This window comes from Sphingobium sp. JAI105 (genome assembly GCF_015752145.1).
In the GTDB taxonomy this organism is placed as follows: Bacteria; Pseudomonadota; Alphaproteobacteria; order Sphingomonadales; family Sphingomonadaceae; genus Sphingobium; species Sphingobium xenophagum.
Genome location: NZ_JADOUC010000002.1, coordinates 600,001 through 625,354 on the forward strand (window position 1 = coordinate 600,001; position 25,354 = coordinate 625,354).

The following is a 25,354-nucleotide window of genomic DNA, read 5'->3' on the forward strand; positions in this document are numbered from 1 at the left end:
ATGCCCAACCAACCGAACGGATAGACCTTTTCATAAGCAGTCGCGACCGACGCCGGGATCGCCTTTCGCGAGGGGCCATGGAAACCGTCGCATCCGCACAGAAATTGCGCGTCGATCCGATGGGTTGCGCCATCTTTGCTATAGGTCAGATAGGGTGCATCGCTATCCACATCATGCAGGGCGACATCGCCTGCATCATAGATGATCTCCAGCCCGCGCTCAGGCGCGGCCTCCATCAGGTCGCGGGTGATTTCGGTCTGACCATAGACCATCACCTGCTTGCCGGTCAGCGCCGCGACGTCGATGCGGATCAACCGTTCACCATCAGCCAGGTGAAAGCCGTCATGCGGCAGGCCTTCGGCATGCATCCGCCCGCCCAGCCCCAACTGGTCCATCAGGTCGGTCATCGTGCGCTCCAGCACGCCAGCCCTGATGCGGCCCAGCACATAGTCGGGCGCGGCCCGCTCGACGATGACGGTTTCGATCCCTTCAGCCCTCAACAAATGGCCCAGCAACAGTCCCGCCGGGCCTGCACCGATGATCGCAACCTGGGTTTTCATGAAAAGCCTCTCCAACCGATACGGATTTGCGTCCATCATGCCCATTTGGCAGCCACCAGCACAGGGGCGGAGCAACCATATATATGGACGATGCAACAGCTTTTGCAGCGAACAATGCAGCGACTTGACCGACATGTTGCATTACCGCATGAGATTTCGCCAGGATCGATAATGGACGATCCGCCATAGAGTGGAGAGGAGAGACATGCCCGATACCCTGCCCCGCCGCACGTTGCTCAAGGCCATGCCGGGTTTCGCGCTTGCCGGTGCAGCCGCCCCGGCCATGGCGGCACCTTCCGACGCACTGGCTACGCCGCCGCTCACCCTTGCCATGCGGCTGCGCGTGCTGATCGGCACGCCGCAGGAACTTGGAACGGTCGATGGTGTGCGAAAGCGCGTCATTCCCATTACCGGCGGCAGCGTGGATGGCCCGCGCCTGACCGGCAAAATCCTGGCCGGCGGCGCAGACTGGCAGTCCATCCGCCCGGATGGGACCGCCGACATTCTCGCCCGCTATTCGATCGAGGCCAGCGACGGCGCTATCCTGTCCATCGTCAATCCGGGCTATCGCCATGGGCCCGCCCCGGTGCTGGCCCGGATCGCAGCGGGCGAGATAATCGACCCTGCCCTCTATTATTTCCGCACCATCCCCCGGTTCGAGGTGGCGAGCGATGGTCCGCACGCATGGCTTGGCCGCACGGTCTTTCTCTGCACCGCTGCGCGCTATAGAGACCATGTGCGGCTCGATATTTTCGCGGTTGGCTAAAAATAAAGGATTGAGGATGGCGGAACAGGCAACGGACCTCCGGCGGCAACTGGACGAAGCGCCGATGGGGCGGCTTCAGATCATTGCGATCATATTATGTGTTCTGCTCAATGCGCTGGACGGGTTCGATGTGCTGGCCATCAGCTTCGCGTCGCCCGGCATCGCGAAGGAATGGGGTGTCGATCGCGCCGCGCTTGGCCTCGTCCTTTCGATGGAACTGATCGGCATGGCGGTCGGATCGGTCCTGCTCGGCAATGTTGCCGACCGGATCGGACGACGCCCGACCATTATCTTCTGCCTCATCGTCATGGCGCTCGGCATGGGCGCGGCGACGCAGGCGTGGGACGTCATTTCGCTCTCGATCATCCGCCTGGCCACAGGCCTTGGCATTGGCGGGATGCTCGCCTGCACCAACGCGATGGTCGCCGAACTCGCCAATGCCCGCGCGCGCAGCCTGGCTGTCGCCATCATGGCGGCGGGCTATCCGGCGGGGGCGATCCTGGGTGGATCGGTCGCCTCCCAATTACTGGTCGCGGGCAATTGGCGCGACATCTTCCTGCTGGGCGGCATCGCCACGGCCCTCTTCCTGCCGTTCATCTGGTTCCTGCTGCCTGAATCGATTGGCTTCCTGCTGCAAAAGCGCCCCGCCAACGCCTTGTCGCGGATCAATGATGCGCTTGGCCGACTGGGCCAGCCGCTGATCGACGCCCTGCCCCCGGTTGATGCCGGCGCGCCCAAAGCCTCTTTCGCCGCACTGTTCGCACCGGGCCTGGCGCGCACCACCATCCTGCTGACGCTGGCCTATTTCTGCCATATCATGACCTTCTATTTCATCCTGAAATGGGTGCCCAAGATTGTCGTCGACATGGGCTATGCGCCTTCGGCCGCGGGCGGTGTGCTGGTATGGGCCAATGTCGGCGGCCTGCTTGGCGCCTTGCTGCTGAGCGCGCTCAGCTGGCGGATCGCGATCCGGCCGCTCGTCATCATCGCCATGGTCGCCTCGACCTGCCTCGTTACCCTGTTCGGTCAGGAGCAGACGACGCTGCCGGGGCTCAGCCTGATTGCCGCCGCCGCCGGTTTCTGCACCAATGGCGCGGTCGTCGGCCTTTACGCGCTGGTTGCCCAATCCTTCCCGACCGCCGTGCGCGCCGGGGGAACCGGCATTGTCATCGGCGTCGGCAGAGGCGGCGCGGCGCTGGGCCCCATATTGGCAGGCTTGCTGTTCAGCCTCGATGTCAGCCTGCCCTGGGTTGCATTCGCCATGGCGCTTGGATCGCTGATCGGCGCAGGCCTGCTCATCCCGCTGCGTCCCCGCCCCGCCTGACGCGCCCGCGCATGTCGGTCGACCCGGTCCCCAGCTTCTACCTTTATGGCGAACCGCAGCGCAGCGTGGCGGAAGGGTTCGTCCATGTCGAAAGTCTGGACGACCGATCCCGCCCCAGCGAATGGACGATCCGCCCGCACGTCCATCGTGATCTCCACCATATCATCCTGATCGCGCGGGGCGGTGGCGCGATGCAGGCCGAAGCCCACGAATTCCGGTTCGAGGCGCCCTGCCTGTTGCTGGTCCCGGCGGGGATCGTCCACGGTTTCACCTGGCATCGCGAATCGAGCGGCCATGTCACCACCATCGCGGCGGCCTATCTGCGCCATCTTGTCGCCCGCGACGCCGATCTCGCGCCGCTCTTTGCCCATCCCCATGCGGTCATGCTGCCACATGCGGAGGGCGACGCTGCCGAAGCGGCGATCGCGCGGATGGCGCAGGAACTGGGCTGGTCCGGCCCCGGCCAGCGCGCTGCGGTCGAATCCGCGCTGCTGCACCTCATGGTCCTGGCGCTGCGCCACGCTGCCCTCACGCAACAGGCGCAGCCCGGCACCGCGCGTCAGGCAGCACTCGTCGCGCGGTTGCGCGAACGGATCGAACGGCGCTTCCGCCTGCGCGAGCCGGTATCGGAGCATGCCCGCGCGCTGGGCGTCAGCCTTACCGCCTTGCGGCACGCCTGCGCGCGCGTCGCGGGCACATCGCCTGCCCAGATGCTCGATGATCGCGCCTTGCTGGAGGCACGCCGCCTGCTGCTTTATTCGCAAATGTCGGTGGCAGAGATAGCCTATGCCACAGGCTTTGAAGACCCCGCCTATTTCTCTCGCTTCTTCGCCCGCCATATCGGCCAGCCGCCCCGTGTCTGGCGCGCTGCCAGAGACGGTTGAACCCGCCCGCCCACGGCCCTATGCGTGGCGCATGACCGTGGATAAGCTGACTGACCTGCTCGTGGCGAAATTGCTGCGCGACCATGGCAAGAGCAAACATCATTGGCGCACGCTGATCGGCCCGATCCGCCTTTACAGCCGCGCCACCCACCCCCATTGCAACTGGTCGGTCACGCCCACCGGCCCCTTTGCCGATGTCGCCCGGCTCGAAACCCTGCTCGACGAACTCAGGCTGGCGCATCCTTTCGTCACCGCCTGACACACGGAAAAGGCGCGGTCGGTTTCCCGCCGCGCCTTTCTTGCGACCCCGAAGGGATCTCCACTATACCAGTTGCTGCTCCAGCTCGCCCAGCACGCGATAGCAATCGAACACCTTTGCAACGCTCGAATTGGGTTCGCGGCCTTCACGGATCGCGCTGATGAATTCGCGGTCCTGCAATTCGATGCCGTTCATCGACACAGCGACGTTGCTGACGTCGATCGGCTCTTCCTTGCCGTTCACCAGATCGTCGTAGCGCGCGATATAGGTGCCAGTGTCGCCGATATAGCGGAAGAAGGTGCCGAGCGGCCCGTCATTGTTGAACGACAATGACAGGGTGCAGATGGCCCCGCTCTCGCTCTTCAACTGGATCGACATGTCCATCGCAATGCCCAGTTCCGGGTGGATCGGTCCCTGCATCGCATGGGCGGACACGATCTTGCCCGCCTGATAGGCAAACAGATCGACCGTGTGCGCGGCATGGTGCCACAACAGATGGTCGGTCCAGGACCGCGCCTCACCCTTGGCATTGATATTCTTGCGGCGGAAGAAATAGGTCTGCACATCCATCTGCTGGATGTTCAGCTCACCTGCCGTGATGAGGTTATGGACATATTGGTGGCTGGGATTGAACCGCCGCGTATGGCCGACCATGCAGGTCAGCCCGGTTTCCTTTTGCTTGGCCAGCACCGCCTGCGCATCGGCCCAGCTGTCGGCCAGCGGAATTTCGACCTGGACATGCTTGCCTGCATCCATGCAGGCAATGGCCTGCGCCGCATGCATTTGCGTCGGCGTGCACAGGATCACGGCGTCGACATCATCGCGGGCCAATGTGTCCGCAAGGTCGGTGGTCGCATGACCGATGCCATATTTGTCGGCAATCGCCTGGGTCGCGTCCAGACGGCGCCCGACCAGCGACGTCACGCTCACGCCGTCGATATTCTTCAGGCCATCCAGATGCTTTTCGCCAAAGGCGCCGGCACCAGCCAGGGCAATACGCATGAGAAACTCCGTAAATGTACGCCCCTCCCCTTCGGGGGAGGGGTCGGGGTGGGGGCGTGAGGCAAGCGCAAAGTAGATCGGGCGCCCTGCCTCACATCATTACTACTCAGCCGCGATCGCGCTCACCGTATCGCTTCCGGTCATGTCCAGCCCCTCGCCATTGTCGGGGCGCAACACCATATGGCCGATCGCGGTGTTGGAGCAGGGCACATGATAATGGCGGTGCAACGCGCGGGTTTTCTTTCCCAGTGCGCCGCGCATCACCAGCCACATCACCATCTCGATGCCTTCGCTGCCGGTCTCGCGCAGATATTCGATGTGCGGGATCCGGCGCAGATGGTCGCTGTCACCGATCAGGCCGTCCAGGAACATATTGTCCCATTCCTTGTTGATCAGCCCGGCGCGCGGCCCCTGCAACTGGTGGCTCATGCCGCCCGTGCCCCATATCTGCACGTTCAGATCTTCCGGGAAGCTGTCGACCGCCTTGGCGATCGCCTCGCCCAGCGCCCAGCAGCGATTGCCCGACGGCGGCGGATAGGTGACGACATTGACCGCCAGCGGCACGACCTTGCACGGCCAGGCGTCGGGCTTGCCGAACATCATGGACAACGGCACGGTCAGGCCATGGTCGACATCCATCTCGTTGATGATGGTCATGTCGAATTCGTCCAGCACCAGGCTCTGCGCAATATGCCAGGCCAGGTCAGGATGCCCCTCGACGTCGGGCACCGGGCGCGGACCCCAGCCCTCGTCCGCCGATTTATAGCGTTCGCCGCAACCAATGGCGAAGGTCGGGATGATCTTCATGTCAAAGGCGGACGCATGATCGTTATAGACCAGGATGATGACATCGGGCTTTTCCGCCTTCTCCCATTCCCGCGTCCAGTCATAGCCGGCAAAGATCGGCCCGAAATAATCGTCGCGATCCTTGTCGAAATCGGACGCCACGCCCAGCAGCGGCACGTGGCTCGACGCCACACCAGCAGTTATCCGCGCCATTATCTGGCTCCTTCGTTGGTTTCGCCGCTCGACGCGGCGTTGGCCCTGATCGACCGCACGCCCTCTGGCGACCGGCCACCGTTCATCATCATTTCGCGATATTCGGGAAAGCTCATGTCGGTCATGGTGCTGACCGCTTCGGCGAACGGAATGCCGTCGGTCGAAAACAGCTTGGCCAGGAAATAGACATTGCCACCCAGGTCCAGGCAGCGATTATAGTCACGCGCCAGCAGGGCTTCCTTCTGTTCCTCGTTCAGCGGCCATTCGTCCAGATAGGCACGCTCGTCTGCCTTGAACCTTGCGCGATTCTCATCCTTCATCAGGCTCATCGCGAACTGGTTCATATGATATCCCTTGCGAGCGCGCGCCGCCGTATAGACGCGCGTGCCCGGAATATCCTCGAACTCGGCAAGATATTCGTGAATATCCTGATGCTTGGGATCTTCGGTGATCATAGTCCCCTCTCCTTCAATTTGGCGTCAAGCCGGGGAAAGACGCGACGGGCATTGCCCTCGAAAATGGCGGCGCGCTCGGCATCGCTGATGTCCAGCGCGTCGACATAGCGTTTGGTGTCGTCGAAATAGTGGCCGGTGGTCGGATCGATCCCGCGCACGGCGCCCACCATTTCGGACCCGAACAGGATATTCTTGTTGTCGATCACGTCGGCCAGCAGGTCGATGCCTGGCTGATGATAGACGCAGGTGTCGAAAAAGATGTTGTTCATCAGATGGGTCGACAGATCGGGCTTTTTCAGCATGTCGGCCAGTCCGCGATACCGCCCCCAATGATAGGGCACCGCGCCGCCGCCATGCGGGATGATGAAGCGCAGCGTCGGGAAATCCTTGAACAGATCGCCCTCCAGCAACTGCATGAAGGCAATCGTGTCCGCCGCGATATAATAGCCGCCAGTCGCATGCATCGCCGGGTTGCAGCTGCCCGACACATGGATCATCGCCGGGACGTCCAGCTCGACCATCTTCTCGTAAAAGGGATACCAATATTTGTCGGTGAGCGGCGGATGGGTGAAATGTCCGCCGCCCGGATCGGGATTGAGGTTGCAGCCGATAAAGCCCAGCTGCGTGACGCACCGCTCCAGTTCCGCGATGCTGTTGCTCATGTCCGCCTTGGGCGACTGGGGCAACATGCATACGCCGACGAAGGTTTCGGGGAACATCGCCACCACCCGCGCGATCAGGTCGTTGCAGCGGATCGCCCATTCCTTCGCCATCGCCTCATCGCCCACATGCGGGGCCATGGCCGACGCGCGCGGCGAAAAGATCGTCAGGTCCGCGCCGCGCTCCTTGATCAGACGCAACTGGTTCGCCTCGATCGTCTCGCGAATTTCCGCGTCGCTAATCTCCGGATAGGGCGGACAGGGCGTCCCGGCCTTGAACGCGGCCTTCTGCTCTTCGCGCCAGGCGTCATGCCCTTTGGGCAACACCGTATAATGGCCGTGGCAATCGATAATCAGGCTCATCCGCGCTTGTCTCCAACTATCCTATCCAACGCCCCTCCCCTTTTTCCCGCGCTCCCGCGCTCCCGCGAAGGCGGCAGCCCGGTTCGGGTGGCGGGGCTGGACTCCCGCCCTGGCGGGAGCACATAAGTCTATTCCGCCGCCTCCCGCGCCACCGACGCCGAAGCAGAAATCATCCCAATCTTCGCCCCCAGACCCTCCGGGACCGTCGACGCCCGCAGAGCACCGATCGCCCGCTGCCGCTCGACCGTCCCGCGTGTCATCGCCGCGCCCGTGCCAAGCCCGTCGAGCGTCTTGACGACTTCCTCCATCTCGGCCGCGCGGCGCAGGCCATGCACCAGCATCCGGTCGAGATTATAATCGGCCCGCGCGTCCCACGGCTTCGCCTTTTCGCTCGCGTCGAGCGAGGCCAGCACCTCGTCCAGCACATCGGCCGCGTCCGCCGCCAGCACGCACTCGGCGGTCAGCGCTTCGATGCCCTTGACCATGACCGACCGGATCATCTTGATCGACGATGCCCGTCCGACGTCGGCGCCCACGACGCGAGTCCTCGCAAAACCCAGGGCCTGAAGCCCGGCCTCGGCCATCGGTGCCTTGTCGCCGCTCAGCAGCAATGGCACGTTCAGCCGCACCGGATCGACCGGGGCCATCACCGCGACATCGACATAATGGGCGCCCGCCGCTTCGATCGCCTGCGCCGCCGCCTGCTTGGTCTGCGGCGCCACGCTGTTCAAGTCGCAGAAAATCGCGCCGGGCGCGATCAGCGCCGCCGCCGCTTCCGCCACGACAAGCGCCTGGTCCGCCGTCACCAGCGACAGGATCAGATTCACGCCATCCAGCGCATCCTCGATAAAGTGCGCAGGCAGCACGCCCGCCTGCGCATAGGCAGCCAACATCGCTTCGCGCGTGGCCGCGGATTCGGTTTTGATGTCATAGACATGCGCCGCGGCAGCCCAGTCCCCCGCCAATGCAAAGGTGGACCCTGCTTCGCCAAACCCGATCAGACCGACTTCCTGCTCCATGAAAAGGGGGATGCCGGATTGTATGCCGAACGGCCAATCACATCCGGGGACAGGTTATAAGAATTTACGAATTTACTTCTCCGGCTGCCTGCTCGATCGCTGCCATGAATTGCTGCTGCAGGCGCGTCGGTCGCCAATCTGCCCGGCTGGTCAGGCCGATGGTGCGGCTGATCTCGCCGGGCGCCGGGCCTATATCCGCCACCATTCCGCTATCCAGTTCGACCCGCAACTGATCGACCGACAAAAGGGTCAGATAGTCGCCGCTCACCAGCAATTGCCGCACCGTCATCACCGATCCGCACTCAATCGGAACCGCAGGCAAATCGCCGCCCAGCGCTGCGAACATCGCCCGCCACAACTGGCGCAGCGGCGTCCCTTCCGGCGGCAATATCCACGGAAAGCGGCGCAGGTCGTCGCCGTCCCATCCCTGCTCAAGCCTATGCCCCGCGCGCGCAAAGATGGTCGGTCGATCCTCGAACAGGGGCTGCTGCACCAGATCCTGTCCGATCGTCGCATCGCGCAAGGCGCCGACCATCATGTCGATCTCGCCATCGCGCAGCGGCCCGACCAGTTCGGCATGCGACCCTTCCACGACCGAAATATCGACCTGCGGGAATTCGCGCCTGAAATTGGTGATCGCCAGCGGCAGCAGCCGCGCTCGGCTGAGCGGCATCGCCCCTACCAATATCCGTCCGCTTTCCTGCCCCCGCAGTTCGGCGATCTCCTCCAGCCCCTGCCGCAGTTCGGCCAGCGCGAGGCGCAACCGCCGCGCCAGGGCCACGCCGGCGCGGGTCAGCATCAGCCCCCGCCCCCGCCGCTCGGCCAGCCGCACCCCCAGCGCCAGCCCCAGATCGCCGACCGCGCGGTGCAGCGACGGCTCCGCTACCCCGACAATGGCCGCCGCCGCCGCATAGCTGCCAGCGCGCGCCAGCGCGACAAATGCCCGGATTTGCGCCGCCGTCACCCGGCTGCTGCCGATCAGCCGCAACGCAACCTCGACACGCGGCCTGAACCGCAACGCCACGTCGGTCGGCACCATCCCGCCCGGCCGTCGCTCGAACAGCGGTACGCCCAATTGCGCTTCCAGCTTGGCGATCCCCTGCGTCACCGCAGGCTGCGTCAGGTTGACCGCCCGCGCCGCCAGGCTGACACTGCCCTGATCGACCACGGCGGCCATCGCGGCCAGATGCCGGATATTGAACTGATCAGCCTCCATTTTTGATAATTAGCAAAATTTTATGTGCCCGCGCCATAACCGATTTGAGCATTGCGCTGCATATGTCCATGTCACTGTCGGTTTTAGGAAAAGGATCAGCGCCATGTCCGGCATCGTCGTCCAGAATATCGAACGGGCGGAGCTTTCCGTCATTGACGGCCTCGCCCACTGCGGCGTCGCCACCGTGCATGAAGCCCAGGGCCGCACTGGCCTGCTCGCTCCCCATATGCGCCCCATCTATCACGGTGCGCGTATCGCTGGCAGCGCCGTCACCATCTCCGCCCCTCCCGGCGACAACTGGATGGTCCACGTCGCGATCGAGCAATTGAAGGAAGGCGATATTCTCGTCCTCGCGCCGACCAGCCCCTGCACTGACGGCTATTTCGGCGACCTGCTCGCCACCTCCGCCCAGGCGCGCGGTTGCCGCGGCCTCATCATCGACGCAGGCGTCCGCGACCTGCGTGACCTGAAGCAGATGAATTTTCCGGTCTGGTCCAAGGCTGTCCATGCGCAGGGCACGATCAAGGCTACGCTGGGATCGGTCAATGTTCCGATCGTCTGCGCCAATGCTCTGGTCAATGCGGGCGACGTCGTGATCGCCGACGATGACGGCGTCTGCATCGTCCCCCGCGCCGATGCCGCATCGGTGCTGGAAAAGGCGCAGGCGCGCGAAGCGGCCGAAGAAGCCAAGCGGGTCCGCCTCGCGGCGGGTGAACTCGGCCTCGACATTTATAACATGCGTCCGCGGCTTGAAGAAATGGGCCTCAAATATGTTTGAGCGCGCCCGCGTCATGTGGATGCGGGGCGGCACGTCGAAGGGCGGCTATTTCCTCGCGGACGACCTGCCCGCCGACGCCGCTGCCCGCGACGCCTTTCTGCTGCGCGCCATGGGATCGCCCGACCCGCGCCAGATCGACGGCATGGGCGGGGCCGATCCACTGACCAGCAAGGTCGCGCTCGTCAAAAAGTCGCAGCGTGAAGGGGTCGATATCGACTATCTCTTCCTGCAGGTCTTTGTCGATCAGGCGATCGTCAGCGACGCGCAAAATTGCGGGAATATTCTGGCGGGCATTGGCCCGTTTGCCATTGAACGCGGGCTGGTCCCCGCGCAGCAGGACGAAACCCGCGTCGCCATTTTCATGGAAAATACCGGTCAGATCGCCATCGCCACGGTCCAGACGCCCGGTGGCGTCGTCCGCTATGATGGCGACGCAAGAATTGACGGCGTGCCGGGCAGCGCCGCCCCCGTCCCGCTGGAATTTCGCGACACCGCCGGCTCCTCCTGCGGCGCGCTGCTGCCCACCGGCAACGCCTTCGATACAGTAGAAGGCGTGCCGGTCACCCTGATCGACAACGGGATGCCCTGCGTCATCATGAAGGCGAGCGATGTTGGCATCACCGGCTATGAAGACCGCGACACGCTGGACAAGGATGCTGCGCTCAAAGCCCGGATAGAGGCGATCCGCCTGGCTGTGGGCGAACGCATGAACCTGGGCGACGTCAGGGAAAAATCGGTACCGAAAATGATGCTCGTGGCCCCGCCCCGTAATGGCGGCGCGGTGACGGTGCGCAGCTTCATCCCCCACCGCGCCCATGCCTCCATTGGCGTTCTGGGCGCAGTCAGCGTCGCCACCGCCTGCCTGATCGAAGGATCACCCGCGGCCGAGGTCGCCAGCATCCCGGAAGGCAATCGCAAGACGCTGTCGGTCGAACATCCGACCGGCGAAACCACCTGCGTCATGGAACTGGACGAAAACGGGGCCGTCACCAGCGCCGCCATGCTGCGTACCGCCCGCAAGCTGATGGATGGAGATATTTTCGCATGACCGATCGCATCACCAGCTGGCACGGCAGCCCGTCCAGGCCGCTCTACACCCCGCCGCCCGGCGCGATCGATGCCCATTGCCATGTGTTCGGGCCGATGGCGGACTTCCCGTTCAGCGCGAAGGCGAAATATCTGCCACAGGATGCCGGGCCGGACATGCTGTTCGCCCTGCGCGACCATCTGGGTTTTGCCCGCAATGTGATCGTCCAGGCGAGTTGCCACGGTACCGACAATGCAGCGACGCTGGACGCTATCGCCAAGTCAAACGGCAAAGCGCGCGGCGTCGCGGTGGTGGATCCGGCGATATCCGACGCGGACCTTGCCGCCCTGCATGAAGGCGGGATACGCGGCATCCGCTTCAATTTCCTCAAACGCCTGGTCGATGACGCGCCCAAGGACAAGTTTCTGGAGGTTGCCCGGCGACTGCCCGCGGGCTGGCATGTCGTCATCTATTTCGAGGCGGATATTCTGGAAGAATTGCGCCCCTTCATGGACGCCATCCCCATGCCACTGGTCATCGACCATATGGGCCGCCCGGACGTGACCCAGGGGTCCGATGGCCCGGACATGAAGGCATTTCGCGCCTTCCTCGACAGCCGCGACGACATCTGGTTCAAGGCAACCTGCCCCGACCGGCTCGACCCGACGGGCGCCCCATGGAACAGCTTTGCCGACGCGGTCGCGCCGCTGGTCGCCGACTATCAGGACCGGGTGCTGTGGGGCACCGATTGGCCGCATCCCAATATGCAGGATGCCATTCCCGATGACGGCCATCTGGTCGACATAATCCCGCGCATCGCGCCCACCGCCGATCTGCAACGCAAGCTGCTGATCGACAATCCCATGCGTCTCTACTGGCCCGAAGAGATGCGCGCCTGACTGCGCACCGGGGTCAGGCGCACAGCCTGATCCCGGTCAGGCAGAACGCAGGCGTGGCGCCTGCCGCGCGTCCCGATCCGCACTCGCATCATACATCGTCAGTATATCGGAGACTGGCATGGGTCTTCCGAAAAGATAGCCCTGCAACTCGTCGCACCCAGAAGCAGACAGAATGGCGGCCTGTTCTTCATGTTCGACCCCTTCCGCGACGACACGCATGTCAAGTCCGCGGGCCAGGTTGATCGCGCCCGTCACCAGCAGGGTCGCCCTTTTGTCATGGGGAAGACCAGCAAGCAGGGATTTGTCGATCTTCACATGGCTGAACCCATAGGATCGCAGATAATGTATGCTCGTAAAACCCGTGCCGAAGTCGTCGAGCGCGATCGAAATACCCATCGCCTTGAACGCCTTGATCGCACGAATGGCGTTTTCCGGATGGGTCAGGAGATAGCCTTCGGTTATCTCCAGTTGCAGCCGATGGGGCGGGAATTTCGTCTGTTCCAGAACGTGAAGAATCTGCCGTTCAAATCCGGGATCGCGAAACTGCGCTGGCGATACATTCACGCTCAGCTTGACGTTGTCCCATGACAAAATATCGCGACAGGCGCGATCCAGCACGAACAGGCCAAGGGGATGAATTTGCCCCGTAAGCTCCGCAATCTCGATGACCTGTTGCGTATCGATCGGTCCGGCAGGGCGTCGTGGCCAGCGGATCAATGCCTCGACAGCGACGATCGCGCGCGTATTGGCATCGACCACCGGTTGATAGAAAACATCGAATTGGCTTTTCGCCAGTCCTTCGCCGATTTGCTGTTCAATCTCCAGCCGGCGCAGCCGACCCTGTTCGAAAGCCGCATCATAGACGGCGATCTCGCCCTTGCCGGACATTTTGACATGATACATCGCGGTGTCGGCGCGACGCAGCAATTCATGCGCGCTGACCAGATCGCCGTTTCCGGCCAGGCCAATGCTGGCGCCGACCTGCAATATATGACGGTCCACCAGGATCGGTAGCGAAACCTCTTCGTTCACCCGCTGCGCGATCTCGGCAGCGACTCCAAGAGCGCCGGGCGTCTCGATGAGGATGACAAACTCATCGCCACCGACGCGCGCCAGCATGGCAAATGGCGGGCACAGGGCGCGAAGGCGCTCGCTAAGGCTACGGATCAGGCAATCGCCGGCCTGATGCCCATGCATATCATTAATGTCCTTGAAGCCATCCAGGTCGATGAAGATGACTGCCAGTCCATCGGCCACCTGACGTTGGCGCCCTTCCACCACATCCAGTTGCGCCAGCAATTGACGTCGGTTGGGCAGTTCGCTCAGGGCATCGGTCAACGCAATCCGGCGATTTTCCTCGCTCAACTGTTCGGTTTCCGCCTGACGGCCCCGCAGGTCGCGCTCCGAACGAACAAGCTGGGAGAAATCCAGATTATAGCGATGCGTAACGACCATCATCCCCGCACCGACAAAGCCCAGGACGACTGCCTCCACGAGCATGCGACCCTCGTCTGCCCAACTGAAGAACATCACGAAGGACAAAGTGCTTACGACGGCGACACGCATGGCCGCAGCACGCAGCGACATCAGGCAAAAGACGCAGCTGACCTGCGTCAGGGCCAGAAAGAAGGTCAGATGACCACGAGCATAGGCGCTCCCGCCATCATATATCCATATGCACCATAATTCGAAGGCCAACGTCATCACCACGGCCAGCGTGCAGGTGCGTTTGATATATCCGGCTATCTGCTCGTCGGTGAAATTATCGCCGCGCGATTGGCGCATCCACCAGATTGCCCTGGTCAAAGCGAGGGTACATATGAAAAGCGGCGTAATGGCCGTCTTGAAAATCATGTCGGGTCGAAAGAAATCGACCCAGATCGCGACCGCATTGAATATCAATATGATATAGAGAAGCGGCATCTGCTTGGAAAAAGACTGAAACTGCGCGCGCAACAAGTCTCCGTCATCGGTGTCCAGCTTGAAAAGACCGGCAAGCGCTGACACTGGAACCACCCTCTCTAATCGGCGCTGAGATCGCTCATGTTAAACGCTCACATTAGGGCCATGCCGTTAATAATGGATGAAATTATAGGATCATCCTAAGCTGGACGATCTGCGGGATTTCAGGATTGGTGCGACAGCCCTTTTTCCTCACTAACGCTTGGATGACGCGCTGATTTCTGGCCAGGCGAATATGCCAAAGCCGCAGCTATTGCGTCACCCGGATCAGGGCTGATCCTCGCGGAAGCGATCCATCTGGTGCATCCGCTCATGGAGGATCGTGACGATCCCGACGGCACCATCGTTCAACACACGCCAATAGATATAATGATGCTCGAACCGGCAGTAATAGCCGTCCACGCCAAACTCTGCCGGGATCACCCGCCAGGCCGCGTCTCGTGTCGCAATGGCCTCGAACTGAGCGAACAAGGCGCGAATATAGCGATCGGCCTGCGCTTCACCCGATGTGTCGCGCGTATAGACATAGATTTCGTCCAACCTGCGGCCCGCCGCGTCCTGTACCCGGAATGCCGCCATCGGTGTCAGGCGCGACGATTGCGGGCGATTACCGCGTCTGCATCCAATATCTCATAACTTGCCTCCGGAGCGGCGAAGGCGCGCGCCAGCTCGGCTTTCAGCCGGGCGAAGCGATCGGCCTCTACCCGTTCCTTGTCGCGGCGGATCAGATCACGGACATATTCACTGACATTGTCATAGGCTCCGGTGTCACTGACATTGGCAGCAACGAAGTCACTCAGCGCGCCGCTTACACGTACATTAAGTGTGATCGGTCTGGACATGGCGACCCCTTCCTGTCCTCAATATAATGGATATCGAGGACGGATCAAGCAGCTTGATGGTTCGGTTCGAAGCCCCCTCGCCCTTTTGACACAGCCTGACTGTCGGGCAGGCGGGCCGGGCCATGGCGGCTCAGACCGTTATTCAAGCGGTTCGCCGTCCCAGGTTTCAGTGTCGATCTGCGCCTGCGCCGCACGGGGATAGCGCGGGCCGGATACAGCCTCGAAGGTGAACAACGCATCGACCGCTGCGAGCGTCTCGGCAGATAGGTCTATCGCCAGCGTCGCCATATCCTCGTCCAGATGGGCGATGCTGGTGGTGCCTGGGATTGCCACGACATAAGGGCGGCGCGACAGCACCCAGCCAAGCGAGAGTTGCGCCATCGTGCAGCCAGCATTCGCAGCGATCCGGCCGAAGGCGGCAGCAAGTTGAAGATTATGGGGCAGGTGCGGCGGGTGGAAGCGCGGCATGGAGGCGCGGACATCGCCCTCCTGCACCCCATCTGGCCCCACCGCGCCCGCCAGCACACCGCGCGCGACAGGTGAAAAGGCGACAAAGCCGACGCCCAGGTCGCCGCAGGCGGCCAGCACGGCAACTTCAGCGTTGCGGCTCCAGGGCGAATATTCGGTCTGCATCGCCGCTATGGGGTGAACCGCATGAGCGCGGCGCAGCGTCTTGGCGGACATTTCCGACAGGCCGATGGCACCGATCTTGCCAGCCTCGACAGCACGCACCAGCGCACCGACCGACTCCTCGATCGGAACATTGGGATCGAGCCGGTGGAGATAATAGAGATCGATATGATCGACATTCAACCGCCGGAGCGAATCTTCCAGCGTGGCGGTGATGGCTTGGGGCGATCCGTCAATACCGCGCTTGCCATCCTTCCCACCCAGCACGCATTTGCTGGCGAGGACAAAGTCGTCGCGCCGGTGCATCAGGGTACGGCCCAACAGTTCCTCATTGGCGCCAAAGCCGTACAGCGCCGCGGTGTCGAAAAAGTCGACGCCGATGTCGAGCGCGTGGCCCAACAGCCGTTCCGCCTGGGCAGGTTCGGGCCGGGGCAGGTAGGCATGGCTCAAATTCATGCAGCCAAGGCCGATAGCCTTGACCGTGAATGGACCAATGGTGCGGGGCGACAGCGGGGCGCTCATATCGGGGCAATGTCCTGTGTCTCTTGGGGGGTGGCTTCCCATAGCGAGGCTTAGCGGCCCGAGGCTATGGGTTTTTCTTGGCTTGACCGCAAAAGACGGCGATAAACTCGTGGTATCGGGCAGAATGGAAGGACAGTGACATGACGCAGGACGCTGACAGGAAGGGCGCCGCCGCCTACCCCCGCGCGGTGCTCGATTTGTTTGACGCCTATGTGCATGGCGCGATCGACCGGCGCGGCTTTGTAACCCAATGCGCCGTCCATGTCGGCAGCGCGGCGGCGGCCACGACGATGCTGGCCGCGCTCAGCCCCGATTTCGCGCGCGGACAGGTGATCAAACCCGACGACAAGCGGATCGTCATCAGCCATGTGGATATAGCTTCACCCGCTGGCAACGGGACGGTGCGCGCCTATGTGGCGCGGCCAGCGGGAAAGACCACCGCAAAGCTGCCCGTCGTCATCGTTGCCCATGAAAATCGCGGCCTTAACCCGCATATCGAGGATATTGCCCGGCGGCTGGCGGTCGATGGCTATATGGCGGTTGCGCCCGACGCCCTGACAACGATCGGCGGCTATCCGGGCGACGAGGACAAGGCGCGCGCTGCCTTTGCCACGCTGGACCGGACCAAGATTGGCGAGGATTTTGTCGCCGCGGCAACCCACGCGCGCACCATGGCGGGCAGCAACTCCAAGATCGCGGCAGTCGGCTTCTGCTTTGGCGGTTGGATCGCCAATCTGCTGGCAACACGCCTGCCTGACCTGCGCGCGGCCGTGCCCTTTTACGGCAGCCCGCCTGCGCTGGCCGATGTGCCGAAGATCAAGGCGCAACTACTCATCCATTATGCCGGCAATGACGCGCGGACCAACGCAGCATGGCCCGAATATGAGGCGGCGTTGAAGCAGGCCGGGAGGCACTACAAAGCCTATATCTACGAGGGCGCGGAGCACGGGTTCAACAATGATACGACCCCGCGTTTCGACAAGGCGGCGGCCGATCTTGCCTGGGCGCGGACTTTGGCGCTGCTCCGGCAGACGATTGGCTGAACGGAGACTGGCGCGGTCGGTGCCTTGATCGTTTCGACCACTCTTTCGGTCGGGACGCGGCGTCAGACCCGCCCCGTCACCGGGATCATTGCGCCAGTGATCGGCATGGCGTCACTGGACAACAGGAAGGCCACCACGCCTGCAAGCTGTGCCGGGGATACCCATTTTGCGACATCAGCGTCTGGCATATCGGCGCGGTTCGTGGGCGTGTCGATGATACTGGGCAATATGGCGTTTACCCGCACGCCCTCTTCCTTCAATTCCTCGGCCAATGCCTCGGTCAGGCGCGCAACGCCGGACTTGGAGGCGGCATAGGCGCCCATGCCAACCCCGGCCTTCACCGAAGCGGCTGCGCCGATATTGACGATGGCCCCGTGGCTGGCGCGCAGCATTGGCAAAAGTGCGCGACTTGCGATCAGTGCGGTGCGGACATTCATGGCATAGAGCCGGTCCCATGTCGCGACGCTGCCGTCTGCCACGGTTTCCCAACTGAAACCGCCTGCGATATTGACCAGGCCGTCAAGCCGCCCAAGCTCCTTTTCTATCCGAGCGGCAGCGACGCCGACCGCCGCTTCATCGGAAAGATCGACGCCGCCCAAAGCGAGCGCAACGCCATCCGATGCCACCTCGCCTAGGTCGATGCCGACAACCGTCCAACCGCCCGCGGCCAATATTTCGACTGTCTTGCTGCCCAGCGCGCCCGCTGCGCCCGTAACCGCCACTATGCCTGTCATCGCTTGGTCCCGCCCTGATTTTGCCTAGATGCCTGCCATGCACATATATTTGATCTCGACATAATCCTCGATACCATGACGCGATCCTTCGCGGCCCATGCCTGATTGCTTGATACCGCCAAATGGCGCGACTTCGGTAGAGATCAGACCCGTATTGATGCCGACCATACCGACCTCCAGCGCCTCCCCTACCCGCCAGGCACGCGCCAGATCGCGCGTGTAGAAATAGCCCGCCAGGCCAACATCGGTGTCATTGGCCATCGCTATCGCCTCCTCTTCGGTATCGAAGGTGAAAAGCGCGGCCAGCGGTCCGAATGTCTCCTCGCTGGCCAGCGCCATGGCTGGCGTACAACCGGCAATGATGGTGGGTTCATAGAAACTGTGGCCCAGCGGATGACGATGCCCGCCATGTACCAGCCGGGCGCCCTTGGCCAGAGCATCGGCGACATGCTCCTCCACCTTGTCGACCGCCTTGTCGTCGATCAGCGGACCCTGAGTAACGCCCGCCTCGGTGCCTGGTCCAACCTTGAGCTTGGCAACGGCATCCGCCAGCTTCTGTTCGAAGGTAGTGGCCACATCGCGCTGCACGAAGAAGCGGTTGACGCACACGCAAGTCTGCCCGCTATTGCGATATTTGGACGCAATTGCCCCTTCGACCGCGGCGTCCAAATCCGCGTCATCAAAGACGATGAATGGCGCGTTGCCGCCCAGCTCCATCGACAATTTCTTCATCGTCGGCGCACATTGTCCCATCAATGTCCGGCCAACCTCGGTCGATCCGGTAAAGCTCAATTTACGCACCAGCGGATTGGCCGTCAGTTCACCACCAATAACTCGTGACGAACGCGTAACGACATTGAAAACGCCAGGTGGCACCCCTGCCCGTTCGGCCAGAACGGCAAGCGCCAGCGCGGTCAGCGGAGTCTGGGTCGCTGGCTTCAGAACCATGGTACAGCCTGCCGCCAATGCCGGGGCGGCCTTGCGGGTGATCATGGCCGCCGGGAAATTCCACGGCGTAATCGCAGCGACGACGCCGACGGGTTGCTTGATAACGACGATGCGACTGTCGGCCCGATGCGTCGGGATGATCTCGCCATAGATACGCCGCCCCTCCTCCGCAAACCATTCGACGAAACTGGCGGCATACCCAATCTCGCCCTTGGCCTCCGCCAGCGCCTTGCCCTGTTCACGGGTCAGGATCATCGCCAGATCATCCTGATGTGCCGTCAGCAGGTCGAACCAGCGGCGCAGAATGCGGGCGCGTTCCGCTGCCGTCTTTGCGCGCCATGCGGGCAGCGCCGCATCCGCTGCGCAGACGGCGGATCGGGTGTCGCTTGCGTCCAGATCGGGGATGGAGCCGATAGCCGCACCGGTCGCCGGGTCGGTCACAGGGATAGTCGGCACCCCGGTCCACATGCCGCCGATCAGGCATTGGTCACGCAATAGGGACGGATCGGCAAGAGCGATGGTCATGCTGTCAGCTTTCTGGCGAATGCCAATAGGATTGAATGATTTGGCCAGGGCCCATCATCGCGTCAACGCAGGCCATCAAGGATCGCTTCCGCGATGCGCCGACGAGTGCAGAGAGGGGATGTAGGAGCATACTTGCTATGTGGCATATATCGTTTAATATATGTCATCATACTGCTGTTATTTAACGATTTTTATCATACTCATATATTGAACAAATACGCACGATGCAGCCCGCCTTTCCCTCCTTGGACCATGGATCCCGGCTCATTTTGGCCTACGCTGACGCACAAGGCGCGCTGGAACGGCTGGAGGAACGCCGCAGGCTTAGCCCGGTTCGTCGCCCCTGGAGAATTCGCACACTTATCGCTGAGCGGCAAGCGCTTGCCCGGATCGACAATAGCCCGATCGATGATCAGGCCTTCACAATCGACGGGCGCGGCGCAGTTCTCCCCTCGGCGTTCGACCTTAGCCATTGGCGGCAGGCAGTCGGCGCGCCCATTACGCTAGACATGTTGCTCAATGACGGTTTGGGCGTGATGCGCTGGCTCGGCATAGTGGCAGCGAGCGGGATGGATGCAACTCCCGCCCTACGGTCCGGACGGAGTCCAGAGGACATACTGCCAGCCATCGCCTTATGGCAGCAGGCGGCGGCCGCGCTGCCCCCCTCCCCTCCCCTGCTTCAAAGCGCGCAACTATTCCACCTTTGGCAGCGCCACGCGCCGATCGGACACGGCGATCTCGTCGCCAGCCTGCTGGTCGGCGATCGCTGGGGGCCGGGGCGGTGGGCAGGGTCTGCCGGAGGATTGATCGCGCTGGGACTGGACAACAGCAGTGGGGCATGGCGGCAAGCATCGGGCGAACGCCTGGACCTGATCTGGCTTGAGGCGATCGCTACCGGCGCGCACGCCCATCTTGACCTGGAAACACGTCTTCGCGCCTATGCGTGGCGGGCGGCCCAGCACATCGAACAGAGACGGCGGCCGGGACGCCTGAAGGATGTCCTGCGGCTGGCCATGACCCACCCGCGTATATCGAGCGGCTCTGTCGCCAAGGCCTTGGGTCTGACATCTGCTGGCGCAATCAAGTTGCTGGCGATTGCGGAATCTGAAGGCTTGCTGATCGAACAATCAGGTCAGGCGAGCTACCGCAGCTACGCCCTGCCGATCAACATGACGCCGATTGCCGCCCGTCGTCCTCCTCAGGATTGGCTCATCGACGATTTTTGGTCCGACGAGCCAGAAAATAAGACCTCGCCAGAGCCTTTCTAAGAGCGATTTGGAGCGCTCGATGACCCAATATATGTCGGCGCGACAGAGGCGCTCTACGGGCCTCTAAAGAGCCATATCGCGACTTTCGTCTTTTGTTCACATTCTCGCGTGGCATTTTCCTGCGTCGCTGGTCGCAACGACGCGTGTCCGAGGATGATTCTGAAAACACGTAGGGATCAGCGCGCTGGTGATGATGGGCCAAGAGGGCAAGGCGCAAGACTCGTATCTCCGCCCTATTCGACTGAGTGATATGCTTGTCATGTTGGCCACGCGAACGGCCATATCGACAAACCCATCTGCTCAACGTGTTTTCAGAATCATTCATGCCAGCAGACCAACATTGCATCTGACGATGGTTCTCCGCCGCGATCACACGCGCCAAAGCCAGTATCTACAGGACTTTATGGAACATCGTCGGTACCGATGAATGCCACCGACCAGGATGGAGGCTGTGAACGCAGCCCAGTTATGGCCTCAATGCGTGATTCTGAAAACACGTCGAGGCCGTCGTTGCGGTGACAGCCTGCCTGCCATCACAGACGATATTTGTTGCGCCGATGATGTTCCTTCACGAAGCCATAGAAGCGCTTCGAGTAATTGCGCGGGAGTTCCGACGGATTTGCACCGAGAAAGGCATCAAAGCGGCCCAGCAATTCATCATAGTCCCAACCTGGGAAATCGGCGCGGATGGCGCTGTAGATTTCAGCATCGATCATTCGACTGGCTATAGCGCGGCCGGTCGCAGTGGATCGGCGGGGCGTAGATGATCCGATCACACGTCGCGGCGCATCGTCTCCACTGACACGCATCCCCTTGGACAGACTCGAAATCATGCCCAGCGCCAGACGGGGATCGACCATATCCTCATCATTTTCGAATGAGGGAGGAGGGGAGGGGAGGGCGTTGCGCACCCGACTTCCCGCCCGTTCGCTCAGATGCCGCCGCATCACCATCTTCATTTTGGGCCGCGGGCCATCGCCATCGATGACCTCCAGGCTGATATCGGGCAGATCATTCACCCGTGCCAGATCAAGCAGCTTGCGCTTGAACACGGGGTATAGACTTTCGCTCCCACTCTTCTGATGGAGCGTCTCAAAGCCGATCGTAAAGCCTTCCGCGCCATTCCCCCCGGCATGCTTGCGTGAGGCGCGATAGAGCCATTTGCCAAGGCCGCTAGTAATCTCGAAATAGAGCGGCGAAATCGATAGCACGTTGCGCTTGTCCATCACCCCATCGAAGAACCATTTGGACAGGGTAATCTCCATACCGAGCGAGCGCTGGGTGCGCTCGTCCACCAAATGGGTATAGCTATCGATCCAGGAGAAAGTCGTCTCGCGGCTCTTGGCACTGGCCCGAATATTTGTCTTGATCGTCGTCGCCTGAAGCCTGTCGAGCGCATTGACCAGCCGCTCATAGGCGCGGCCGCTCGTCCCCCAGCAAATGCGCTTGAGAAGGTCGCCTGGCTGCAACCGGATAACGGGAGACAGATCGTTAGCCCCACGTTCGCGCAACTCGTTGAGGTGGGACGCCAGATAGATCATGATGTCTGCGTCCCAAATCGTCGCCATGCCATAAACAGGGTTGGGGGAGACATGGACGCTGACCGATTTATCGGGACTGGTATACTCTATCGGCTTGATGCGTTTGCGCTTCGACAGGCTGAAGAAGGGCCGTTGCATCGTCTCCTGATAATCACGCAACGAAATATCGCTGAAATCGGGCAGGGTGAAGAACATTTCGAACTGGACCTTGCGCTCCTTAAGCGCCGTCTTTAGTTCGCCCTCAGTCTCCACCCTATCTGCCTCGCCCTGCATTCCCCCCAGCGGGAAAATCAATATAACACTTTGAAATATAACGATAAAAGCTGATATTTCAGCTTTTTAATCTCACTTGCTCAGCGCCGACGCGCGCGCATGATCTTCGCCTGATCAATCACTGGCCGCAACGCTTCCAATATCGCATCGGTGGACAGGTCCGATGGCGTGAGCGTCAGCGTCAAAAGCTTCTGCTGGTCCTTCTCCACCTGTCCCACCGTCGCCCCGTCGGCACTCGCAATCGCGGCTTTTTGCACTCGGCCCTTGGTCGTTACCGACTTGAGCAGCCGGGCCAGCACTTCCGATCCTGCGATCGGCTGTTCGTCACCCGACCGACGAAAGCTTTGCTCCGATGCAATCTGGTCGGCCGCTGCCTCAAGCTTGCTACGTGTGGTGGGATCACGCAGCAAGGGCAGAAGCTTCTCGGCATATTTGGCCTGCAGGTCCATCGGCGAATGAAAGGCGCTGACCAGCAAGGGTGGAATTTCGGTAAGGGCAATATAGCGGGACAATTGCGATTTGGAGATTTTGAGCCGTTCCGCCATGCGCAGCTGAACGCCGCCATAAAAGCGATCAACCGCCGCCTTATAGTTGGCACCACGTTCGAGATCGGAAATATCCTCCCGCTCGCGATTTTCAATGTCGGCCAGACGAAAGGCCGCCTCATCGTCCAGATCCTCGATGATCGCGATCAGTTCGATGTCGGGATAATGATTGGCGTTGAGCCAGGCGATGGCCCAGTGCCGCCGTGTTCCCGTGACCAGTTCATAGGGATGGTCACCCTGCGGCGTGCGTCGCACCACGGCAGGGATGCGATTGCCCCCCTCGGCCAGGATGGAATCGATCAGGCTGCGCAGCCGATGTTCGTCGAGCAGCGAATAATCACGCGCGTTGCCCGGCCAGATCGAACATTCACAAGGCTTCAACCGGATCGTCGGTCGCTTGACGATCCGCGCCGCCTCGCCAAAGGCTTCGAGCCGCTTGTTGGTGAAGTTCGACCGCTGAGCCGGAGCGCCTGCATCGCTTGCGACGACCGGCGCAGGTGCGGGATCGTTAAGCGAGGCGGCAAGAGCTTCGCTGATCAGGGAACGGCGGCTCATGCCGCGACACCCACACTGGCGTTGGCGGTCAGGCTTGTCGACGGCCATTGCTGACGGATCTGCTGCTCGACCTCGGCAAAGACGGCGTCCAGATTGTCGCGGCACCGCGTATATGTCTGGTGCGAGGCGGACGGCTTGGACTCATAGATTGAGCGGAATGCCTGGGTCGCGTTCTTGATCTCCTCGGACGCCAGGATCGGCTGGCCCAGCAGCAGGCCGGCATAGGTCGCCTGCATGATCCGCCACATATCATTTTCGCCCGGCTTGCTCGGCGAGAAGGCGGAACAGACCACGCGAATGAAGCCATAATCCACTGGCGTGCCATTTTCTTCGAGTATCTCGATATTATCTGCGATCGTCTCCATGAAATGGATGGTCGAAAGATAATCGAGCTGCCGCGCCGGCACGGGGATCAGCATGCCCGTCGCCGCGGCCATGACGTTGAGGCCCAGGAAGCCCATGGCTGGAGGCGGATCGAGCAGGATGACGTCGAAATCCTTGGTCACACTGGCAATGCCGATGCGCAGCGCCTGCAACCCTTCACGCACGGCCTGCCCGCCTTCGCGCAAGGTTGAGGTCAGATCCCATTCGGCGTCCTGCAGGCCAAGGCTGGATGGCACGATCTTGATCGTGGGCCAGGGCGTGTCGCGGATCGTTTGCGAAAAATCACTGAAGGTGCTGCGCGGCGAGAGGAAGGCGCCAAGTGTCTGTTCGTCGTCGATCAGCGTTTCGGGCTGGATGTCGAACATCGTCGTGGTTGAAGCCTGCGGATCGCAGTCGATCACCAGCACGCTGTAGCCATGCAGGGCGAGATAGTCGGCGAGATGCTTGGTGATGGTGCTCTTGCCAACGCCGCCCTTGAAATTCTGCACCGCCAGCACGACCGCATCTTCGTCCGGCTGCTTGCCGACCTGTATGCCAAGTGCGGCGCGAATCTGGGTGAGATCCTCCAGCGTGTAATAGCGCCGGCCATTAGGCAATTGCTTGGGCTGGGGCAGGCGGCCTTTCGCTTCGGCCTTGGCCAGCGCTTCGGGCGTGCGACCGATCAGCTCGGCTGCGACCGTGGGGCCAAAAGTGATGTCGAGCGTCTTATGATTTTCCGGCCTGAACACGATCGTCTTGATATGATCGCGCATCTGTTGGCAGGCTGTGGTGACGTTACGCAGTGTGTTGACTGTAAACGACATGGTGCCTCGCATGGCCGAATCATGGGCCGTAAAATAGTTTGTGTTTAATGCTCCTATTTTGCCCTGAAAGTCAAACCGGCGGAGAAGGGTGCCGGTGATCCCAACTTGCCGCGCTGCGTCAACGCCAAACCATAACCATGATCCTGCCAGATGCCGGATGGGCTTGGTGTCACCTGATAGCCCGTGAACTTCAATCCTATGCCGAGAGTTGCGTTGGGTAGCGAACCTCGACTCATCCTCTCCTGCCGTGCCAAACCATCCGCTTAGAGATTTATTCTGGGATTAGCAGGGTTAGGGTCCAGGGTTCTGATGATTTTCGCTTTAATTTCCGTCAGTTGGATAGGCTCTGCCAAATTCGATCGCACGTCCGATCCGGTTTGAAAACACGATGCCAGGATTCTGAAATCACGTTGGATGGTCACTGATAACACGTCGGATTTTCGGTATCGACCGGGGGCTGCGACGTCATCGGCATGGCTGGTGCGGATGCTCGTCAACGCCAAAGCCGGAACGGCGCGCAGCAATGGCAAAGGCATATCCGTCCGGTGGGGGCATAGCCGACCAATCCG

Annotated in this window: 26 protein-coding genes (1 of these 26 cut by a window edge); 10 read left to right on the forward strand and 16 right to left on the reverse strand. The window is 61.7% G+C overall.

Features of this window, described 5'->3' with window-relative positions:
- Window positions 1–560, reverse strand: partial view of a 4-hydroxybenzoate 3-monooxygenase gene (gene pobA, locus IWY39_RS20235; protein ID WP_181316783.1) — the 5' portion only. It extends 610 nt beyond the left edge of the window; only the first 560 of its 1,170 coding nucleotides appear in the window; it begins with the start codon at window positions 558–560; the stop codon falls past the left edge of the window.
- Between the two features lie 205 nt (window positions 561–765).
- Between pobA and IWY39_RS20240 the strand changes: the two genes are divergently transcribed.
- The 4 genes from IWY39_RS20240 to IWY39_RS20255 are packed head-to-tail and all read left to right on the forward strand — an operon-like array spanning window position 766 to window position 3,793.
- A complete protein-coding gene (locus IWY39_RS20240; protein WP_107125288.1) occupies window positions 766–1,326 on the forward strand; it encodes a DUF3237 domain-containing protein in 561 nt (186 codons plus the stop codon).
- Between the two features lie 16 nt (window positions 1,327–1,342).
- Window positions 1,343–2,650, forward strand: a complete 1,308-nt coding sequence (locus IWY39_RS20245) for an MFS transporter (RefSeq protein ID WP_019053269.1) — start codon at window positions 1,343–1,345, stop codon at window positions 2,648–2,650.
- 11 nt (window positions 2,651–2,661) lie between these two features.
- Window positions 2,662–3,534 (forward strand): helix-turn-helix domain-containing protein, encoded by an 873-nt coding sequence (locus IWY39_RS20250; protein WP_107125289.1) that lies wholly within the window; start codon window positions 2,662–2,664, stop codon window positions 3,532–3,534.
- Window positions 3,535–3,565: 31 nt separating this feature from the next.
- Window positions 3,566–3,793 carry a hypothetical protein gene (locus IWY39_RS20255; RefSeq protein ID WP_017181930.1) on the forward strand — a complete coding sequence of 76 codons (228 nt, stop codon included), beginning with the start codon at window positions 3,566–3,568 and terminating at the stop codon, window positions 3,791–3,793.
- Between the two features lie 63 nt (window positions 3,794–3,856).
- On the opposite strand, the gene IWY39_RS20260 is transcribed toward IWY39_RS20255, so the two are convergent.
- The 6 genes from IWY39_RS20260 to IWY39_RS20285 form a co-directional block, all read right to left on the reverse strand.
- Window positions 3,857–4,795 (reverse strand): Gfo/Idh/MocA family oxidoreductase, encoded by a 939-nt coding sequence (locus IWY39_RS20260; protein ID WP_017181929.1) that lies wholly within the window; start codon window positions 4,793–4,795, stop codon window positions 3,857–3,859.
- 102 nt (window positions 4,796–4,897) lie between these two features.
- A complete protein-coding gene (locus tag IWY39_RS20265) occupies window positions 4,898–5,794 on the reverse strand; it encodes a class III extradiol dioxygenase subunit beta (protein ID WP_107125290.1) in 897 nt (298 codons plus the stop codon).
- Window positions 5,794–6,249 (reverse strand): protocatechuate 4,5-dioxygenase subunit alpha, encoded by a 456-nt coding sequence (gene ligA, locus IWY39_RS20270; protein WP_017181927.1) that lies wholly within the window; start codon window positions 6,247–6,249, stop codon window positions 5,794–5,796. The genes IWY39_RS20265 and ligA overlap by 1 nt, the downstream gene beginning before the upstream one ends.
- On the reverse strand, window positions 6,246–7,271 hold the full coding sequence (locus tag IWY39_RS20275) for an amidohydrolase family protein (RefSeq protein WP_107125291.1): 1,026 nt from the start codon (window positions 7,269–7,271) through the stop codon (window positions 6,246–6,248). Before IWY39_RS20275 ends, ligA begins: the two co-directional genes overlap by 4 nt.
- A gap of 128 nt (window positions 7,272–7,399) precedes the next feature.
- Complete coding sequence (locus IWY39_RS20280; RefSeq protein WP_107125292.1) at window positions 7,400–8,290, reverse strand: DUF1932 domain-containing protein; 891 nt, start codon at window positions 8,288–8,290, stop codon at window positions 7,400–7,402.
- A 64-nt stretch (window positions 8,291–8,354) separates the two neighbouring features.
- Complete coding sequence (locus tag IWY39_RS20285; protein WP_019053276.1) at window positions 8,355–9,506, reverse strand: LysR family transcriptional regulator; 1,152 nt, start codon at window positions 9,504–9,506, stop codon at window positions 8,355–8,357.
- A gap of 103 nt (window positions 9,507–9,609) precedes the next feature.
- Between IWY39_RS20285 and ligK the strand changes: the two genes are divergently transcribed.
- The 3 genes from ligK to IWY39_RS20300 are packed head-to-tail and all read left to right on the forward strand — an operon-like array spanning window position 9,610 to window position 12,210.
- Entirely contained in the window at window positions 9,610–10,284 is a 675-nt protein-coding gene (gene ligK / locus IWY39_RS20290; protein WP_107125293.1) for a 4-carboxy-4-hydroxy-2-oxoadipate aldolase/oxaloacetate decarboxylase, read from the forward strand.
- Window positions 10,277–11,332, forward strand: a complete 1,056-nt coding sequence (locus IWY39_RS20295; RefSeq protein ID WP_107125294.1) for a 4-oxalomesaconate tautomerase — start codon at window positions 10,277–10,279, stop codon at window positions 11,330–11,332. The genes ligK and IWY39_RS20295 overlap by 8 nt, the downstream gene beginning before the upstream one ends.
- Window positions 11,329–12,210: an amidohydrolase family protein gene (locus IWY39_RS20300; RefSeq protein ID WP_107125295.1), complete on the forward strand. Its 882-nt coding sequence runs from the start codon at window positions 11,329–11,331 to the stop codon at window positions 12,208–12,210. The genes IWY39_RS20295 and IWY39_RS20300 overlap by 4 nt, the downstream gene beginning before the upstream one ends.
- 36 nt (window positions 12,211–12,246) lie before the next feature.
- Here the strand turns inward: IWY39_RS20300 and IWY39_RS20305 are convergent, their stop codons facing one another.
- On the reverse strand, window positions 12,247–13,995 hold the full coding sequence (locus IWY39_RS20305; protein WP_229380671.1) for a putative bifunctional diguanylate cyclase/phosphodiesterase: 1,749 nt from the start codon (window positions 13,993–13,995) through the stop codon (window positions 12,247–12,249).
- On the opposite strand from IWY39_RS20305, the gene IWY39_RS24180 reads away from it, so the two are divergent.
- Window positions 13,987–14,214 (forward strand): hypothetical protein, encoded by a 228-nt coding sequence (locus IWY39_RS24180; RefSeq protein ID WP_229380672.1) that lies wholly within the window; start codon window positions 13,987–13,989, stop codon window positions 14,212–14,214. The two genes, IWY39_RS20305 and IWY39_RS24180, sit on opposite strands and share 9 nt — an antisense overlap.
- Before the next feature lie 225 nt (window positions 14,215–14,439).
- Here IWY39_RS24180 and IWY39_RS20310 read toward each other — a convergent pair whose 3' ends face one another.
- The 3 genes from IWY39_RS20310 to IWY39_RS20320 all read right to left on the reverse strand — a co-directional run bounded on the left by IWY39_RS20310 (window position 14,440) and on the right by IWY39_RS20320 (window position 16,166).
- Window positions 14,440–14,751: a type II toxin-antitoxin system RelE/ParE family toxin gene (locus IWY39_RS20310; RefSeq protein ID WP_107125297.1), complete on the reverse strand. Its 312-nt coding sequence runs from the start codon at window positions 14,749–14,751 to the stop codon at window positions 14,440–14,442.
- A gap of 5 nt (window positions 14,752–14,756) precedes the next feature.
- A complete protein-coding gene (locus IWY39_RS20315) occupies window positions 14,757–15,014 on the reverse strand; it encodes a ribbon-helix-helix domain-containing protein (protein ID WP_181316784.1) in 258 nt (85 codons plus the stop codon).
- A 138-nt stretch (window positions 15,015–15,152) separates the two neighbouring features.
- Entirely contained in the window at window positions 15,153–16,166 is a 1,014-nt protein-coding gene (locus tag IWY39_RS20320) for an aldo/keto reductase (protein WP_107125298.1), read from the reverse strand.
- Window positions 16,167–16,306: 140 nt separating this feature from the next.
- On the opposite strand from IWY39_RS20320, the gene IWY39_RS20325 reads away from it, so the two are divergent.
- Entirely contained in the window at window positions 16,307–17,209 is a 903-nt protein-coding gene (locus IWY39_RS20325) for a dienelactone hydrolase family protein (protein WP_107125299.1), read from the forward strand.
- A 62-nt stretch (window positions 17,210–17,271) separates the two neighbouring features.
- On the opposite strand, the gene IWY39_RS20330 is transcribed toward IWY39_RS20325, so the two are convergent.
- Both IWY39_RS20330 and IWY39_RS20335 read right to left on the reverse strand, forming a co-directional pair.
- The gene (locus tag IWY39_RS20330) at window positions 17,272–17,943 is read right to left on the reverse strand and encodes an SDR family NAD(P)-dependent oxidoreductase (protein ID WP_107125300.1); all 672 of its coding nucleotides are present in this window, start codon (window positions 17,941–17,943) and stop codon (window positions 17,272–17,274) included.
- Window positions 17,944–17,967: 24 nt separating this feature from the next.
- Complete coding sequence (locus IWY39_RS20335) at window positions 17,968–19,416, reverse strand: NAD-dependent succinate-semialdehyde dehydrogenase (RefSeq protein WP_107125301.1); 1,449 nt, start codon at window positions 19,414–19,416, stop codon at window positions 17,968–17,970.
- A 269-nt stretch (window positions 19,417–19,685) separates the two neighbouring features.
- Here IWY39_RS20335 and IWY39_RS20340 point away from each other — a divergent pair, with 269 nt between their 5' ends.
- The gene (locus IWY39_RS20340; RefSeq protein WP_229380673.1) at window positions 19,686–20,684 is read left to right on the forward strand and encodes a hypothetical protein; all 999 of its coding nucleotides are present in this window, start codon (window positions 19,686–19,688) and stop codon (window positions 20,682–20,684) included.
- Window positions 20,685–21,217: 533 nt separating this feature from the next.
- Here IWY39_RS20340 and IWY39_RS20345 read toward each other — a convergent pair.
- The 3 genes from IWY39_RS20345 to IWY39_RS20355 form a co-directional block, all read right to left on the reverse strand.
- Window positions 21,218–22,498, reverse strand: coding sequence for a replication initiator protein A (locus IWY39_RS20345; protein WP_107125303.1), 1,281 nt, complete (start codon window positions 22,496–22,498; stop codon window positions 21,218–21,220).
- An 80-nt stretch (window positions 22,499–22,578) separates the two neighbouring features.
- The gene (locus IWY39_RS20350; protein WP_107125382.1) at window positions 22,579–23,598 is read right to left on the reverse strand and encodes a ParB/RepB/Spo0J family partition protein; all 1,020 of its coding nucleotides are present in this window, start codon (window positions 23,596–23,598) and stop codon (window positions 22,579–22,581) included.
- Window positions 23,595–24,785, reverse strand: a complete 1,191-nt coding sequence (locus IWY39_RS20355; protein WP_019053290.1) for an AAA family ATPase — start codon at window positions 24,783–24,785, stop codon at window positions 23,595–23,597. Before IWY39_RS20355 ends, IWY39_RS20350 begins: the two co-directional genes overlap by 4 nt.
- Between the last annotated feature and the right edge of the window lie 569 nt (window positions 24,786–25,354).

Coding starts and splice junctions, on each gene's coding strand:
- IWY39_RS20240 (WP_107125288.1), top strand. CDS start 766: ATGCCCGATACCCTGCCCCGCCGCACGTTGCTCAAGGCCATGCCGGGT.
- IWY39_RS20245 (WP_019053269.1), top strand. CDS start 1,343: ATGGCGGAACAGGCAACGGACCTCCGGCGGCAACTGGACGAAGCGCCG.
- IWY39_RS20250 (WP_107125289.1), top strand. CDS start 2,662: ATGTCGGTCGACCCGGTCCCCAGCTTCTACCTTTATGGCGAACCGCAG.
- IWY39_RS20255 (WP_017181930.1), top strand. CDS start 3,566: ATGACCGTGGATAAGCTGACTGACCTGCTCGTGGCGAAATTGCTGCGC.
- IWY39_RS20260 (WP_017181929.1), bottom strand. CDS start 4,795: ATGCGTATTGCCCTGGCTGGTGCCGGCGCCTTTGGCGAAAAGCATCTG.
- IWY39_RS20265 (WP_107125290.1), bottom strand. CDS start 5,794: ATGGCGCGGATAACTGCTGGTGTGGCGTCGAGCCACGTGCCGCTGCTG.
- ligA (WP_017181927.1), bottom strand. CDS start 6,249: ATGATCACCGAAGATCCCAAGCATCAGGATATTCACGAATATCTTGCC.
- IWY39_RS20275 (WP_107125291.1), bottom strand. CDS start 7,271: ATGAGCCTGATTATCGATTGCCACGGCCATTATACGGTGTTGCCCAAA.
- IWY39_RS20280 (WP_107125292.1), bottom strand. CDS start 8,290: ATGGAGCAGGAAGTCGGTCTGATCGGGTTTGGCGAAGCAGGGTCCACC.
- IWY39_RS20285 (WP_019053276.1), bottom strand. CDS start 9,506: ATGGAGGCTGATCAGTTCAATATCCGGCATCTGGCCGCGATGGCCGCC.
- ligK (WP_107125293.1), top strand. CDS start 9,610: ATGTCCGGCATCGTCGTCCAGAATATCGAACGGGCGGAGCTTTCCGTC.
- IWY39_RS20295 (WP_107125294.1), top strand. CDS start 10,277: ATGTTTGAGCGCGCCCGCGTCATGTGGATGCGGGGCGGCACGTCGAAG.
- IWY39_RS20300 (WP_107125295.1), top strand. CDS start 11,329: ATGACCGATCGCATCACCAGCTGGCACGGCAGCCCGTCCAGGCCGCTC.
- IWY39_RS20305 (WP_229380671.1), bottom strand. CDS start 13,995: ATGCGCCAATCGCGCGGCGATAATTTCACCGACGAGCAGATAGCCGGA.
- IWY39_RS20310 (WP_107125297.1), bottom strand. CDS start 14,751: ATGGCGGCATTCCGGGTACAGGACGCGGCGGGCCGCAGGTTGGACGAA.
- IWY39_RS20315 (WP_181316784.1), bottom strand. CDS start 15,014: ATGTCCAGACCGATCACACTTAATGTACGTGTAAGCGGCGCGCTGAGT.
- IWY39_RS20320 (WP_107125298.1), bottom strand. CDS start 16,166: ATGAGCGCCCCGCTGTCGCCCCGCACCATTGGTCCATTCACGGTCAAG.
- IWY39_RS20325 (WP_107125299.1), top strand. CDS start 16,307: ATGACGCAGGACGCTGACAGGAAGGGCGCCGCCGCCTACCCCCGCGCG.
- IWY39_RS20330 (WP_107125300.1), bottom strand. CDS start 17,943: ATGACAGGCATAGTGGCGGTTACGGGCGCAGCGGGCGCGCTGGGCAGC.
- IWY39_RS20335 (WP_107125301.1), bottom strand. CDS start 19,416: ATGACCATCGCTCTTGCCGATCCGTCCCTATTGCGTGACCAATGCCTG.
- IWY39_RS20345 (WP_107125303.1), bottom strand. CDS start 22,498: ATGCAGGGCGAGGCAGATAGGGTGGAGACTGAGGGCGAACTAAAGACG.
- IWY39_RS20350 (WP_107125382.1), bottom strand. CDS start 23,598: ATGAGCCGCCGTTCCCTGATCAGCGAAGCTCTTGCCGCCTCGCTTAAC.
- IWY39_RS20355 (WP_019053290.1), bottom strand. CDS start 24,785: ATGTCGTTTACAGTCAACACACTGCGTAACGTCACCACAGCCTGCCAA.